Source organism: Sphingomonas benefaciens (genome assembly GCF_052907485.1).
This window is the reverse complement of the sequence record NZ_JBREIC010000009.1, coordinates 1-13,389: the sequence shown is the minus strand read 5'-3', so window position 1 is coordinate 13,389 and position 13,389 is coordinate 1. Positions and strand designations below refer to the sequence as shown.

The following is a 13,389-nucleotide window of genomic DNA, read 5'->3' as shown; positions in this document are numbered from 1 at the left end:
CTCTCGGGAGTGAGCTCCGATGAGCGTCTATCTCTATCTCTTCCACGGCCGCGCCAGCATCGATCAAGACATGACCAACTGGGGCGCCGAAGGCCCGAAGATCGGGCCGCTCAGCTACGTCCACACCACCTACGGCAGCGACGTGAAGATCCGCGGCTCGCGCGAGGTCCTGGAAAGGTTCTTCCCAAAAGCGGCAGTTCATTTCCACAATGGCTTCGGCGAGCATTCCATCCAGCTCGAGGGCGACTGCCTACCGCACGAGGGCAAGCTCTACGGCGATTGGACCGTCTGCACCGCAGAGTATCTGCAGCCCCGGACAACGACGTCCGGGGTCCCAGCCTGCGCCGCCCGCCACGACCAGCCCGACCCCTTGTCCTGGAACTATGCTGGTCTCCTACGAGCCGTGCGCGACAATCCGCTCGTGCTGCGGGTCTGGCGACGCTTTCTGCGGCCGCAAGCGGGTCAGCGCTTCGACATTTCGAGCGGGATGGGAGGTGTGCTTACGATCAAGCTGCTGCGCCAGCAGGACGATGGCCGTTGGCAGGCGCGGGTCGATACGCCGCTCAATCCTGACTGGCACGGCTACCTGATCGATCACGTCGCCGTCTCGGCTCTCCTGCCCGTTCGCGCAGGCACGAGCCCTGAAAAGGCACCTTTCGCCAGCGACACCGCAGCAGCCACCTACCATGGCCACCTCCGCGCCGGGCTCACCGCCCTCGGTTACGCCGCCAAGGACAGCGGCGAGAACGGACAATTCGTAATCACCGGCTCCGCCGAGACCGGCCCTGCCAGCGACGATGACGGGCTGTAGGTCGGAAGCACACCGAGGCCGAAGGGAAGGGGGAGCGGGCGAGCAGGCGTGAACAGTCACGCCAGCTTCAGGAGCTTGCCATGATCCCCGCCATGATCGCGACGGCCGTCGCGCCCGAGACCATCACCAAGGTCACTCGGTTGTTCAACAACACCGCGTACGACGTGATCTGCGAGCTTTTCCAGAACGCGCGCAGGGCAGGGGCCACGATCGTAGCCGTCACGGTCATCACCGCAAGCGACGCCACCTATCTCCAGGTCGTCGATGACGGCCACGGCATCGCCGATCCCGCCTCGATCGTGACGCTCGGCCGCTCCGGTTGGTCGGACGACACACGCCGGGCCGAGGATCCTGCCGGCATGGGCGTCTTCAGCCTCGCTGGCCGCGATGTCATTATCCGCTCCTACTCGCGGCCCGATCGTCAGGGCTGGATGGCTCATATTCCCGCTTCAGCCTGGGAGACGAGCCGCCCGATCGCGATCTCCTCGGACCCGATCCCCTACGGGACGTCGCTGACCGTTAGAATGCCCGAGCAATGGCTGACTACCATCGAGCGCGATGTCGCAACAGCGGCTCGCTACTTCCCGGTCCCGGTGACGTTCAATGGCGAGCCCCAGGAGCAGCACGATTGGCTCGCCGACGCCGTCCATGTCGAAACCTGGAAGGGCACCCGTATCGGCATCCGTAGAGTGCCGGCCTCGCATTATTCCTCCCGCGACGCGGCGCTGAACTTCCACGGCGTGACGATCCCCTGCCGGTTGCCTCACCTGACCGAGGTCGACCGCGGCGACCACTGGATCGCGCGGGTCGACATCGTCAACGCACCCGACATCCAGCTCGTCCTTCCGGCTCGCAAGGAAGTCGTCGAGAATGAGGGCGTTTCGGACCTGAGAACCGCGGTGCAATGCACCTTGTACCGCGCCATCGCAGCGCAAGGCACGCACCGCCTGTCGTTCGAGAACTGGACCGAAGCCCGTGATCTGGGTGTCCTGCTTTCCGAGGCCGAGCCTTACCTCTTCACCTGGCCTGCGCCCGCGGCAGACCAGTACCGCAATTACGAAACCGGCGTGCGGACGACCGACCCGGCCATGGTGCTGATGCCCGACCAAGAGGCACTGGTAGCCATCCCGGCCGAGCGTGCGATCACCAAGCACAATCCTTTCGGAGGACCGCTGGTCGACGCGAATGACGCCTTCAAGGGATATAGCTGGTACGACAAGCTGGCCCGGGTGGAGACCCTCGAGTTCGCCATCATTCAGGGCGAACGCCAATTCACGATCTCTGAAGGGGTGGAAGCGCCCGCCGACGCCGACGACGGATGGGTCGATGCGATCACCCTACACGCCACGCTGTCGCACGCCGGCGCCTTTGTCGAAGTCGCCTGCGACGCTGACGTGGCCTTCGGTCCCGACCAGTTTTCCTGCAACTCCGTCGATGAGACACGCGTGTTCGTCCGCCGCGGCTCGGACCTCTCCGCAATGGATGTCGCGGACCTGTTCGAGAGCGCCGTCTTCTCGGCCAACGAGGACTCCGCGGCCGACAGCTACGACACCCAGCAGGAGCGGTTCCAACGCGATGCGGCCGAACGGATCATCGGCCTTCTCGAAGGCGGGGACGCGGCGCTCGACAACCGTCTGCGGGACCTACTCTCCGGTCACTACTACCTCGTCCCGGAGGACCGCACCGTCACCATCACGGTGACTCGCAAGAACCTGGCGATCGCGATTGCACCGCTCGCGCCGGCAGACGCGGCATGATCCCGGCCCCGCCCGTCGTCCTCGCCTACGGCATCGGTGTCGACAGCACCGCGCTTCTCATCGAGAAACACGCCCGCGGCGAGGCGCCCGACCTCTGTCTGAGCGCCGATACCGGCGTCGAGAAGCCGGCGACCTACGCATATCTGGACGTGATCCGGCCATGGATGCGCGATCGCGGCATTCCTTTCGAGCTGGTCTCCTACACTCCGAAGCGGTTCAAACACTGGCCCCCGTATTACGGGATCCTGGAGATGTGCCTGACCAATGCCACCCTTCCGAGCAAGTCGCTGGGAGGGTCCAGCTGCAGCTTGAAGTACAAGAAGGCGCCACAAGACGCATACCTCGCCCGATGGCGTCCCGCGCTGGACGCATGGGAACGCGGGCAGCGCGTCACTCGCCTGATCGGCTACGACGCAGGGCCGCGCGACACCAAGCGGGCAAACCATGCGCTCTCGATCGATGATCCGCGTTATGAGTGCCAGTACCCGTTGCGTGAGTGGGGCTGGGATCGCGACGCCTGCATTCGCCGTATCGAGGCCGAGGGTTTGCCCGTCCCTCCGAAGAGCGCGTGCTGGTTGTGCGTGGCCAACGCGCCCAGCGAGATCCGCGAGCTCCCCGCATGGTGCCTGCGCCTTATCGTTCTGGTCGAGGCCCGGGCAGCACCGCGCCTCCATACCGTCGAAGGGCTCTGGCGCCGCAGCACTCGCGCCCGACCTGGATCGATGAGCCAGTTCATTCGTCAGGAGCGGCTCCTCCCCGCCAACGAAGTCGACCGCATCGCTCGGGATGCCCCTACCGAGCTGATCCGCTTTCAGGACGTCGCCGGTGCCATCCCGCTCGACGCTCGCCCGACGCTCGCCAGCTGGCTCGACCGCTTCCACGCCGCCTTTCCGGACCGAGGCCGACGCGAGCAACGCGCCCTCGCTGCCTGACAGCCGGCAACCCCCTCCAGGTTCAACGGAGCACTCCCATGATTGATCACGATACGACCAGCCGGAGCGAGGCTATCGCCCGGCTCAACGACCGTTGCCGGCAGGGCTTCGACCGCACCGCCCGCATCGTCGTTACGCGCACGTGCCTTGCGAGCCTGTCCAACGACAGCCTGGCCTCCCAAGCAATCGCGCAAGCCCGCCTTCTTCAGGAGATCCGCCAGTACCAATTCCCCGACGGCGTCCCGGAGCGCAACCGCGGCGACTTCGCCATCGACGAAGTGCGCATCTATTTCGCGATCGACTGTTACGACACGGCTCTTGAGTACGGCTCGGAGAATCCGGCCGATGCCAGCGTCACCCGCCGCGTCCTCACAATCATGCTGCGTGAGGACCTCTGATGTCCGCGCCCTTTCGTCCCGTCATGACGACGCTGCATCCGTCCGGGATCGAGATCATCATCGGTCTGCCGCATCTCGCCCGCGGTGCGCTCCTCGAGCGCGCCGCCGCGCTGCGCGCGCCCGTACTGATCTCTGCAAACTGCCTTTCGCGCTGGCGCAAGGTCGATGGCTGGCGCGACTGGAGGGGATGGCGGACCAGCACACTCGCCAACGCGTCCGACCTCGCCAGCATCGACCTCGATAGCGCCGGCTATACCATGACCGTTGCCTACAACGGCATGCCGTGGTCGATCGACGACTACATGGCGCTCGCCGCCTCCTTTCCGTTCAGACGGATCGCCAGCGCCGACTACTGCTGCGAAGTACAGGTCGCCCACGACCGGGAAGAGGTGCGCGACCGCATCTCGCGGACGATCGCCACCAACCGGGAATGCCACGCCCGCGCCGTCGACCTCGGCATCCGCGAGCGTTTTATGCCCGTCCTGCAAGGGCGGACCCCATCCGATTACATCCGCTGTCTCGACGCGCTGGAAGGCCTTATGCTGCCCGGCACCGTCGTCGGGGTCGGAAGCATGTGCAGACGCCCGATACACGGCCCAGAAGGCCTGATCGCCGTGGTCGAGCGGCTGAGCCGCGAGCTGCCGATCGGCACCAAGATCCACGCCTTCGGCGTCAAGGGCGACGCCCTGCCATACCTTGCTCCGTTCGCGCGCTGGATCGCCTCGATTGACTCGCAAGCGTACGGCATCGCAGCCCGACAGGACGCACTTCGGCGCGGTGTACGCAAGACGGATCACCTCGTCGCCGATCATCTGGAACGCTGGTATCGCCAACAGTGCGCCCACACGTCCTCGCCTGCACGCTTCCTGCCCGAGGCCGACGAACCGGTGCCATCGTCGCCGACAGCATCTGACCCATGGGAAACCGCGATCGCGCTTGCCCGCCAGCAGATCCGGGACCTGATCGAGAGCGGCGACCTCGACCATGACGAATCACCGCGGGCTGGGTCGAGTCTTGGGCGGCCGACATCTACCACGAGCGGCGCGAAGCAGCCTGAGAAGGGGAGGGGGAGCGGGAAGGTGCGCGGCGCGGGCAACCTTGCCCCCGCGACACCTCCGGAGGTCCCATGCTTCAAGCTCCCATCACCCGAGTTTACCGCCACGGCCATCTGTTCGCGGGAATAGGGGCTGGCGCCAAGGGCTTCGGCATGGCGCGCCCAATGGTCGGCAACATGGTCGCCCACTGGGAATGCGCCGGCGGAATCGACGTCGATCCAGGGGCGATCCGTAATTTCGAGCGCCTGACGGGGGTGCCCGGGACGGTCATGGACCTGTTCAGCCGCGACCAGTACCGCGCCTTTCACGGCCGCGAACCCGACCGGAATTGGCGCGAAGCCGTCCCCGCCGACATCCGCGCCGTCTTCGGCACCCTCACGTGCATGCTGCTCAGCCCGCCATGCAAGGGCTTCAGCGGCCTTCTGTCGCAGGCGAAGAGCCTCACCGACAAGTACCAAGCCCTGAACGCCCTCACCCTTCGCGGGATCTGGCTCACCCTCGAGGCCTATAAGGACGATCCGATCAGGGTCATTCTAATCGAGAACGTGCCCCGGATACAGACGCGCGGACGCTGGCTGCTCGACCAGATTATCGCCTTGCTCCGCGCCTATGGCTACTCGGTCAACGAGAGCCGTCATGACTGCGGCGAGCTCGGGCACCTCGCGCAGAGCCGCAAGCGCTTCCTGCTGATCGCCCGTCATACCGAGCGCGTCCCCCCCTTCATCTATCAGCCCCGCAAGTTCCGGCTCCGCGGGGTGGGAGAGGTCATCGGGCAGATGCCCTTGCCCGGTGATCCGCTCGCCGGCCCGATGCACCGCGTTCCGTCCCTGCAATGGCAGACATGGGTTCGTCTCGCCTTTGTCGAGGCCGGCTCGGACTGGCGATCGCTGAACAAGCTCGCCGTGGAAAACGGGGTCCTGCGCGATTACGGCATCCGGCCAGAACTACCCCTGCGCGATAACGCCTACGGCGTCTGCCGCTGGGAAGATCGCAGTCCGCTGGTCACCAGCGCGCGCGCACCTGGCCAGGGACGTTTCTCCGTTGCCGATCCGCGTGCCTTCTCCTCTCGCGACGGCACCGGCTATCTCGGCGTGCGGCACTGGGTCGACCATGTGGGCGTGGTCAGCAGCCGGGGTGGCCCAACCAATGGCGGATACTCTGTTGCCGACCCGCGCCCGGGTTACCGACCTGATACGCACACCAGTCTTCTATCGGTCGCCCACTACGATGCCACCTCCCGGGTAGTGAGCGGCGCCGCGCACGTGGCGGGCGGCGCGCTCAGCGTTGCCGATCCGAAGATCCATGCCCGAGGCCGTAGGGCGGAAGCCCCGGTCACCGCGGCGAATGGGGTGGCCACCTTCTCGATCGCCGATCCGACGCCTGCCTATGGACCGGCGACGCACCGCCACGTTCTCGGCGTCATCGGCTGGAACGGCTCGACAGGCGTCGTCAGCGGGTCACCGAAGCCTAGCACCGGCGCCCACTCGGTCGCTGACCCACGCATCAACGGGCACCCCGCCAGCGTCCAACTCGGTATCCGGACCTGGGACGAGCCCGCCGGCGTCGTCACGGCGAACATGTGGGTCGGCTCAGGACCCAACGCCGTCGCGGATCCGAGACAGGACCGCCCGCGCTTCAACAACACTTTCAAGATCGTCAAATTGACGCACCCTGCGAGCGCCGTACCCGACCCGCGCGCTCGCGAAGGTCGCCACACCAACGGCAAATACCGGGTCTGCGCCTATGACAGCCCAACCAACGCCGTGATCGGCGCCTCGACAACAGGGATGGGCGCGTTCGTCGTCGCGGATCCTCTCTATCGCTCGGGTGAACTCGGCCAGCACGGCAACAAGATGCGCGTGGTGCCGGCAAACGCGGCCGCTCCGACGGTGACCGGTTCCGACCGGGTCGGCTCTGGTGCGCTTTCGGTTGCCGATCCGAGGCCGCGGGCGCTCGGCCGCGCCGACCGGCAGAACTACGTCTCGCAGACCCATTACGGCATCGTCGGATGGGATCAGCACACCGGCGCGATCCCCGGCTTCGCCAAGAAGTGCAACGGCAGCTGGTCGGTTGCCGACCCGCGCGAACCCGGGCTGGAGGACCTTCCGGCTTCGTTGCCGGCCAAGGACGATCGCCTTGTGGCCCGCATCGTCGCACTCGACGGCACCTGGCATCGCCCGTTCACGTCGGCCGAGCTTCTGGTCATCCAAGGTATCCTCGATCCGACCGAGTACATCGACCTGATCGGGACATCGGACGCCGAGAAACGGGAATGGGTCGGTAACGCGATTCCGCCGCCTGCATCGCGTGGCATCGCTGAAACGGTAGGAGAAACCTTGCTCCTGGCCGATGCCGGCGAGCGCTTCACGCTGTCGCCGCGCGAGATCTGGGTGAAACCCGGCGCGCTCGCGCTGACCATCGACAACCGGCAAGCCGCCTTCGAACTCGACGGGATCGACACATGGTTCATGTGACCCAGCGCTCATCGCGCGCGGAGATCCGCAATCCCGTCCTCGGCCTGCCGGCCATCAACGCGCTGCGCGACCTAGACCCTGCCGCGCAGGAAGCGCTCCGCCTCGTCCTGCTCGACCTGCAGCGCGATGCTAGACGCCGCGCCGAGAAGAGCTGGCACACCCACAAGCCGCCCTTGGCGGCGTACTGGTCCGCCGTGGGGGTGTACGCCGGCCACATCGCGCGCACGCTCCGCCTTCCCCGCTGATGACCGAGGCCGCAGACCAACGAGGGCGACCATCATGCTGACCACCCGGAGCCAACGCTGGCGCGACCGGCGAAGCCTGTACGTGTCCAACGACACGCTAATCGATCCCCGCCGCTACGCGGTCGATATACTCGGTCACGAAACGGCCCGCGCTTTCCTGGCGGACCACCATTATCTTCCACGCTACCCCGCCGCGCAGGTCGCGGTCGGCCTGTTCGGACCCGGCAAGGGCGGTGCTGCTTCGCTCGACGGCTTGATCGTCTTCGGCGTCCCCGCGACCGGCGCCGTCATCACGCGCCACACCGGGTTCTCAGACGCCGCGCGCGGCTGCGTGCTGCAACGACTGCTCTGTCTTCCGAGCGTGGCCGCGAACGGGGAGAGCTATTTCACCTCCCGCGCCTTTCGCCTCCTGCGTCTGGCGCGCCCGCGCATCGAAGCCGTCGTCAGCTTTTCCGATCCGGCGTACGGCCATTGCGGGGGTGTCTATGCCGCCCTCTCCGGGGCGTATCGTGGTCGAACAAGGCCGCGGCAGGTCTTGCGCATCGCCGGCGAAACCATCTCCGAGCGGACCCTGTCCAAGATCCGCAATCTCGAAAGCGGCCACGCCGGCGCGATCGATCAACTGGTTCGCCTCGGCGCACCACGCCCGAGGCCGACGGAGCATCCCCGCGTCTGGCTGGATCGATGCCGAAGAACCGGCGCCCTCACCAGCGCGCGGCAGAGCCCACTCTTCACCTACTGCTTCGAACTCACCCGCGAGGCACGCCGCACCGGCCACTCGCTTCCGCGTCTTGCCTATCCCGTCCGATCGGACGTCCTGCGTGAGCAGCTCGGAGCCTGACCCGTCGTACCGACGGGAAGGAGAGGGGGAGCGGAGAGCGTGTCCACGAGAGGAGACGAGCCATGCGCATCCACCAGGCTATCGCCATCGCCAAGGCCGACGAACACCGTCTGATCCGCTTCATCGAGCGGCGAAACCGCTTCCTGGACGCCCTCGACTGGGACGCCTTGCCGGAACAGATGGCCCGCGAGGCGTCGATGATGGACGAGTTACTGGCGACCGAACTCGCGGAATCGGCCTGCTATGTCATCTGGCTCGAGGAATGCGTCGCGTTCGGAGTCGAGGACATCGTGGGCGTTCTTCGCTTTGAGGCCGCCCCGAGAGCATGGCAAACCGCCTGGGTCACACTCTGAAACGCCAGATGCCTACGGGAAGGACGACCAATGAGCAGGCACACCTTTACCGGCCTTCGTGGCGCGACCTCTGTTGCGATCGGATGGGACCGGCCGCTTGAGACCTTCTTCGTGCAGGTACTGCGTCCTGACCCCGAGGAGGTAGGGGAAGAAGAAACCGTCGTCTGGAGGGGCACGAACCTGCGAGAGCTATCGACAGCGGCAGAGGCCATTGCCATCGCGCGCCCCTGGGCGATCCTTCCCGCCGACCTCGCAGCTACGCTGGAGACCGACCGACTGAAGACCCTCGGTCTGTCCGACGGTGAATACCAGGCCGAGATGAAGCGCCGCCTGTTCCCAGACTAACCAAATAGGCGCGGATTTGTTGAGACCGCGAATTGCAGGCCATGCTACACTCGCCGAGAGGAGATCACGCATGTCGGATTCCCAAGCCTCACAGAAGTCAGCCCGCTCGACCGCGGCTAAGGCGGTCACCGACCTCTCGCGAGGATCCCCCGGATTTTGGCGATCGCTCGCCTTCCTCCTGGCTGCAACCGCAGTGCTCGTAGGCACCATGGTCATCGATCCGAACCTTACCCTAGTAGCGCTCCCAATGATGACGATCATCTTCGTGCTGCTCGAGCGAGCCAACCATAAGACAACCCCGCGCTAAGCGCTAAGCGGCCGAAGACCGCTCCGGGTGCCCAAACGGGAAGGAGAGGGGGGAGGGATTGCGTGGTCCGATAGGGACCGACGGAGATCCCCATGCCCTATTTCGTCGACATTGGCGGCGCGCCCGCCAACGAGGACTGCGCCCAGCTCGGACAGACGCCCGACTTCGACGCCCTGAACAAGCTCGAGGTGCTGACCTATAAGTATGCGATAATCGCCCGGTACGGCTCGCCACCTCCGGGATGCCGTCTCTCCGGCCTCGCCAATCGCCACGACTTCGGCACCTACGTTACCCTCGTGCTCCACGTCGAGAACGAGCTCGACGAGGCGGTTCGTACCTATGCCGAGGCGGTCGAGGAGGGCCTTGGGACTTGGCTGGAGGCCGGATTCCGTGCGCCCGTCAATTATGACGACGCCACCCCGACCCAGGTTCACAGCGATCCAAGCGAAATCCTGATCAGCGCCTTTCACGTCACCCGGCCGGGTGCGGACGGTCGGTTCCCGGTCGCGGACTTCGAGACGCTCCACACCAATCTCGCCGCAGCCTTTCCCGACGAGGCCGCAGTCGCCCGCGCGCGCCTGACCGAGGCCGCAACCGCCTGACGGCGCTCTAAGCGAACGGAGAGTCCCATGTCGAACAGCTATCTCAAGGCGGCTTTCGCCCTCCTGATGTCGCGCGCGGACGCCGCACTCCTCCGGGAGGCGGAAAAGGCCGTCGACCTTCTCGATACCCACGGCACCGACGACGAGCTCGCCGCCGCCTACGACACGCTCGACGAGCGCTTTCGCGCTGTCTTCCCACCCAAGGGCGACAATAGGTTCGAGAGCTTCCTCGAGCTCTTCGAAGACTGGAACTTCCCGTATCTCGACGCTCGCATCGCCATCGAGGACGCTGAGGGCGAGGACAACGTGCGCGTCACCTTCACCGGCGACCAGTTCGGAGTCGACCAGGTCGCCAACCTCATCTTCCGCGCCTGCAAGTCGGCTCTGCCCTGCGGCTTTGCCTGGTCCTACGGCAGCGATCGGCTGAAGGTTGGCGACTTCGGGGGCGGCTGCGTCGTCATCACCGAAGCGGGCATCCAGTGGCACACCACCCAGGGAATCCTCGAACGCGCCTTCAAGCGCCTTGATGCCGGTGCCTACGAGGGTCTCGACGGCTTCGTGCTCACGACCCGCGATAGCACCCATGGGCTCTCCTTCTGGAACAACGACAACGGATTCGGCTCCCTCGCAACCGCCACGGTGTTCACGGAAGCCGAGGCCGCCGACTTCGACAAGCCGATCGCGAACGACGAACCCGAATGGCTCGCGCTCCCGGCTCCGACCGCCGTCTGACCCAACCGCGGCCGTCCGCCGCGCAATGCGTGGTGGACCGCTCGCTCTCTTCCCCGAGGCTGTCATGGCACAAGAGCGTCTCGACCCCGCCGACGTGAGTACATGGCTCACCCGAGGCCGGACCCCTGAACACGCAGCGGCGATCGCGGCCGCGTGGCGCGACTTTCCCGACCTGCCGCCCGACGCGCCCCTTCAGGACCGGACGGCTCGAGGCCGCGAACGCATCGCCGCGATGCGCCCGATCAACGACGCGATCCGCGATCAGACCGAGGCGCAGCGGCAGGCCACCAACTTCGCCTTTACCGAGCAGCAGGTCCAGTCGGGCCGCGGCAACGACCGCGACATCGCCATCCTGCACGGCCACAAGCAATACGGGTACGACTGGGACGTCAGCTGCCGTTACGCCGATGGCTGGTACGCCGCCCATGTCGGATGGCCCCACCATTACCCTGACGGCATCCCCTCGAACGCCCCACTCGCGCTGCGCCATGCCGCTTACGACCAGGGCTTCACCGATGGAGGCGGCGACCGAACAGATCTGTTCGACGCTGCGCGCCGGAGCAATCTGGCCATCTTACGGGAGAGCAACTTCCCGCCGCCCGCGCCTACAGCGACGCCGAGTGGTCGGCCGCTTCCCAGCGCGTGGCCGAAACCGACAGACGAACCGAGGCCCGCGCGCTGGTCTCGCCGGCTCGCCATCATCGACGCCGCAGATGTCGCAACCGAAGACCCGTCGCGAACGGCATGGGACTTCCTGACCCTGATCCTCTCTCGGCCCGGCGCCGACAAGGCCATGATCGTCATCCTGACGCCTGCCGGCTTCGTGGTTCCTGACGGCCTCGCCGCGGATCACCGCTCTGCCGAAAGCCCGACAATCGGGGCAATCGCGGCCGGACACCAGCTGACGCAACTTCTCGCCGGCCGGGAGTTCGACGACGTGCTGATCGCGCTGCAAGACGACGGGTTACGCCTGCTAGACGAGATCGCCGACGTCCTGCCCCTTTGCCGGACCATGGAGCGCACGCGAAACACTCGCCTGCAGCAGCGCGCCCATCTGCGAACCTGGCTCGACCGCGGCTACGCCGCAAACGAGAACATGGCTGCGGGACATATCCGCTGGGGCAAAGCGATCCACGGCCTCACCGGCAAACTCGGTGAGTTCACCGCCCGCCACGTCGGACCCGGTCCCAACGGAGGTCACCTTATCCGGGTGGAGACCACAATCGGCACACTCGCGACCGGCTATGCTGACGCCGACGGCGCGCCGCTCTCCCCGGAGGTAATCGTGTCGAGCAAGGCACGCCTCAGACCGACAATCGCGTCCACGCTGCGCACCTTCGGGGCGGCGACCACCTTGATGGGCACCCTCGACCTCCGAGCGGCCTGACTGCCCACCTTTAAGGCGCGGTGCAATGCGCGGTGCATGTCGCTGCGCGAAGCCCAGAACAGAAGGGAAGGGGGAGCGGGACGGGCAGGACGGCCAACCGGGCCAGTCGCACCAGGAGCCTGCCAATGCGTACCATCCTCGGCTTCTATGAGATTGACCGGGCGTATGGCGGCCCCGAAGAAGGGGGCTGGTGGTATGACGCCGGCACCTTCGTTCGCGTGATCGGCTTCTTTCTGGACGAGGCCGCGGCCGTACGGGCGCAGCAGCGCGCCAACCGTCTGCTCGATCGGTTGCAGCAGCACCGAACGCCGGTTTCGTCGGTGACCTACACGGGAGGGCGCTACCGCGCGCTCACCTTCACCGGCCTGCCGCCCGCGCACTACCCGGCCGAGCGCCCTTCCTACTCCTGACGCCGCGCGCGTCGCCACTCCTAAGCATCGGAAAGGAACGGTCATGCACCGCGTCCATCATTTCACCTCGACCCGGCTCGCCTATGATGCGTGCTTCGATGATCCCCACGTCCGCGAGGGCGACGTGCTCGTTATCGCGCGCGAACAGATCGTCGGCCTCGCCTCAAGCGATCCCATCGCCGTCACTACCGGCCACGGCTACCTGCGCACGATCCCGGCCATGAGCCGCGACACGCTGCTGGGCGAACTGGCGCACGACACCGCCCAGCTCAGCCACGCCGTGCATGAGGCGCTCCGCCACCATTACCCGGTCGCGGCGCACTACCTCAGCTTCGCAACGTCGCAGCACCGACTCCTGGCAGGCGAGACGATCGCCGTCCTGACCGCCGACGACCTGCTGGTAACCTCCGACGCGATCGAGCGGCGCATCGCCAATCTGCGCGAGCGCATGGAAGGCAAAGAGCAGGAGTCCGAGGGTCTGTTCCTGGCGGACGCGATCCGCAGGCTCGAGACAGCACGCGGCAAGCTCGCGAATCCGGCTCGGACGCACCCGGCCGCCCCCCCCCCCCCCCGATAGGGTGCCTCCCATAAACCAGTACGTCCCCCCGGGCGTCCATCGCCGCGCGAAGAGCGCGCCGATGAGTGGGCGCTGACGCGCCCTGCTCGGCCCTGAAGGGGGCCGAGGAGGAGAGAGGGATGGAGAGTGGTGTCGAGGACAAGGGGTCCGAAGACGATCAGGA

At 66.4% G+C, this 13,389-nt stretch carries 15 protein-coding genes; all 15 read left to right on the top strand.

What is annotated here, in order from left to right; genetic code table 11:
- Positions 1-19: 19 nt before the first annotated feature.
- Positions 20-811: a hypothetical protein gene (locus ACU5AX_RS19620; RefSeq protein WP_446692242.1), complete on the top strand. Its 792-nt coding sequence runs from the start codon at positions 20-22 to the stop codon at positions 809-811.
- 80 nt (positions 812-891) lie between these two features.
- A complete protein-coding gene (locus ACU5AX_RS19615) occupies positions 892-2,568 on the top strand; it encodes an ATP-binding protein (RefSeq protein ID WP_446692241.1) in 1,677 nt (558 codons plus the stop codon).
- Positions 2,565-3,500, top strand: coding sequence for a hypothetical protein (locus tag ACU5AX_RS19610; RefSeq protein ID WP_446692240.1), 936 nt, complete (start codon positions 2,565-2,567; stop codon positions 3,498-3,500). Before ACU5AX_RS19615 ends, ACU5AX_RS19610 begins: the two co-directional genes overlap by 4 nt.
- Before the next feature lie 38 nt (positions 3,501-3,538).
- Complete coding sequence (locus ACU5AX_RS19605; protein ID WP_446692239.1) at positions 3,539-3,898, top strand: DUF3768 domain-containing protein; 360 nt, start codon at positions 3,539-3,541, stop codon at positions 3,896-3,898.
- A 23-nt stretch (positions 3,899-3,921) separates the two neighbouring features.
- Positions 3,922-5,082 (top strand): deazapurine DNA modification protein DpdA family protein, encoded by a 1,161-nt coding sequence (locus ACU5AX_RS19600; protein WP_446692238.1) that lies wholly within the window; start codon positions 3,922-3,924, stop codon positions 5,080-5,082.
- Positions 5,025-7,427, top strand: a complete 2,403-nt coding sequence (locus ACU5AX_RS19595) for a DNA cytosine methyltransferase (RefSeq protein ID WP_446692237.1) — start codon at positions 5,025-5,027, stop codon at positions 7,425-7,427. The genes ACU5AX_RS19600 and ACU5AX_RS19595 overlap by 58 nt, the downstream gene beginning before the upstream one ends.
- Positions 7,415-7,672 carry a hypothetical protein gene (locus tag ACU5AX_RS19590; protein WP_446692236.1) on the top strand — a complete coding sequence of 86 codons (258 nt, stop codon included), beginning with the start codon at positions 7,415-7,417 and terminating at the stop codon, positions 7,670-7,672. The genes ACU5AX_RS19595 and ACU5AX_RS19590 overlap by 13 nt, the downstream gene beginning before the upstream one ends.
- Before the next feature lie 34 nt (positions 7,673-7,706).
- Complete coding sequence (locus tag ACU5AX_RS19585) at positions 7,707-8,513, top strand: Mom family adenine methylcarbamoylation protein (RefSeq protein WP_242121873.1); 807 nt, start codon at positions 7,707-7,709, stop codon at positions 8,511-8,513.
- Positions 8,514-8,575: 62 nt separating this feature from the next.
- The gene (locus ACU5AX_RS19580) at positions 8,576-8,866 is read left to right on the top strand and encodes a hypothetical protein (protein ID WP_242121872.1); all 291 of its coding nucleotides are present in this window, start codon (positions 8,576-8,578) and stop codon (positions 8,864-8,866) included.
- Between the two features lie 30 nt (positions 8,867-8,896).
- The gene (locus ACU5AX_RS19575; protein ID WP_298277256.1) at positions 8,897-9,211 is read left to right on the top strand and encodes a hypothetical protein; all 315 of its coding nucleotides are present in this window, start codon (positions 8,897-8,899) and stop codon (positions 9,209-9,211) included.
- A gap of 399 nt (positions 9,212-9,610) precedes the next feature.
- Positions 9,611-10,120, top strand: a complete 510-nt coding sequence (locus ACU5AX_RS19570; RefSeq protein ID WP_298277249.1) for a hypothetical protein — start codon at positions 9,611-9,613, stop codon at positions 10,118-10,120.
- Positions 10,121-10,147: 27 nt separating this feature from the next.
- Positions 10,148-10,852 carry a hypothetical protein gene (locus tag ACU5AX_RS19565; RefSeq protein ID WP_446692235.1) on the top strand — a complete coding sequence of 235 codons (705 nt, stop codon included), beginning with the start codon at positions 10,148-10,150 and terminating at the stop codon, positions 10,850-10,852.
- 64 nt (positions 10,853-10,916) lie between these two features.
- Positions 10,917-12,239, top strand: a complete 1,323-nt coding sequence (locus tag ACU5AX_RS19560; protein ID WP_446692234.1) for a hypothetical protein — start codon at positions 10,917-10,919, stop codon at positions 12,237-12,239.
- 125 nt (positions 12,240-12,364) lie between these two features.
- Positions 12,365-12,649 (top strand): hypothetical protein, encoded by a 285-nt coding sequence (locus ACU5AX_RS19555; RefSeq protein WP_446692233.1) that lies wholly within the window; start codon positions 12,365-12,367, stop codon positions 12,647-12,649.
- 43 nt (positions 12,650-12,692) lie between these two features.
- The gene (locus ACU5AX_RS19550; protein ID WP_446692232.1) at positions 12,693-13,226 is read left to right on the top strand and encodes a hypothetical protein; all 534 of its coding nucleotides are present in this window, start codon (positions 12,693-12,695) and stop codon (positions 13,224-13,226) included.
- The last annotated feature ends 163 nt before the right edge of the window (positions 13,227-13,389 follow it).

Excerpts from the sequence above, each read along its gene's own strand:
- ACU5AX_RS19560 (WP_446692234.1), top strand. The coding sequence starts at position 10,917 with ATGGCACAAGAGCGTCTCGACCCCGCCGACGTGAGTACATGGCTCACC.
- ACU5AX_RS19590 (WP_446692236.1), top strand. The coding sequence starts at position 7,415 with ATGGTTCATGTGACCCAGCGCTCATCGCGCGCGGAGATCCGCAATCCC.
- ACU5AX_RS19575 (WP_298277256.1), top strand. The coding sequence starts at position 8,897 with ATGAGCAGGCACACCTTTACCGGCCTTCGTGGCGCGACCTCTGTTGCG.
- ACU5AX_RS19570 (WP_298277249.1), top strand. The coding sequence starts at position 9,611 with ATGCCCTATTTCGTCGACATTGGCGGCGCGCCCGCCAACGAGGACTGC.
- ACU5AX_RS19620 (WP_446692242.1), top strand. The coding sequence starts at position 20 with ATGAGCGTCTATCTCTATCTCTTCCACGGCCGCGCCAGCATCGATCAA.
- ACU5AX_RS19585 (WP_242121873.1), top strand. The coding sequence starts at position 7,707 with ATGCTGACCACCCGGAGCCAACGCTGGCGCGACCGGCGAAGCCTGTAC.
- ACU5AX_RS19610 (WP_446692240.1), top strand. The coding sequence starts at position 2,565 with ATGATCCCGGCCCCGCCCGTCGTCCTCGCCTACGGCATCGGTGTCGAC.
- ACU5AX_RS19605 (WP_446692239.1), top strand. The coding sequence starts at position 3,539 with ATGATTGATCACGATACGACCAGCCGGAGCGAGGCTATCGCCCGGCTC.
- ACU5AX_RS19600 (WP_446692238.1), top strand. The coding sequence starts at position 3,922 with ATGACGACGCTGCATCCGTCCGGGATCGAGATCATCATCGGTCTGCCG.
- ACU5AX_RS19550 (WP_446692232.1), top strand. The coding sequence starts at position 12,693 with ATGCACCGCGTCCATCATTTCACCTCGACCCGGCTCGCCTATGATGCG.
- ACU5AX_RS19595 (WP_446692237.1), top strand. The coding sequence starts at position 5,025 with ATGCTTCAAGCTCCCATCACCCGAGTTTACCGCCACGGCCATCTGTTC.
- ACU5AX_RS19555 (WP_446692233.1), top strand. The coding sequence starts at position 12,365 with ATGCGTACCATCCTCGGCTTCTATGAGATTGACCGGGCGTATGGCGGC.
- ACU5AX_RS19615 (WP_446692241.1), top strand. The coding sequence starts at position 892 with ATGATCCCCGCCATGATCGCGACGGCCGTCGCGCCCGAGACCATCACC.
- ACU5AX_RS19580 (WP_242121872.1), top strand. The coding sequence starts at position 8,576 with ATGCGCATCCACCAGGCTATCGCCATCGCCAAGGCCGACGAACACCGT.
- ACU5AX_RS19565 (WP_446692235.1), top strand. The coding sequence starts at position 10,148 with ATGTCGAACAGCTATCTCAAGGCGGCTTTCGCCCTCCTGATGTCGCGC.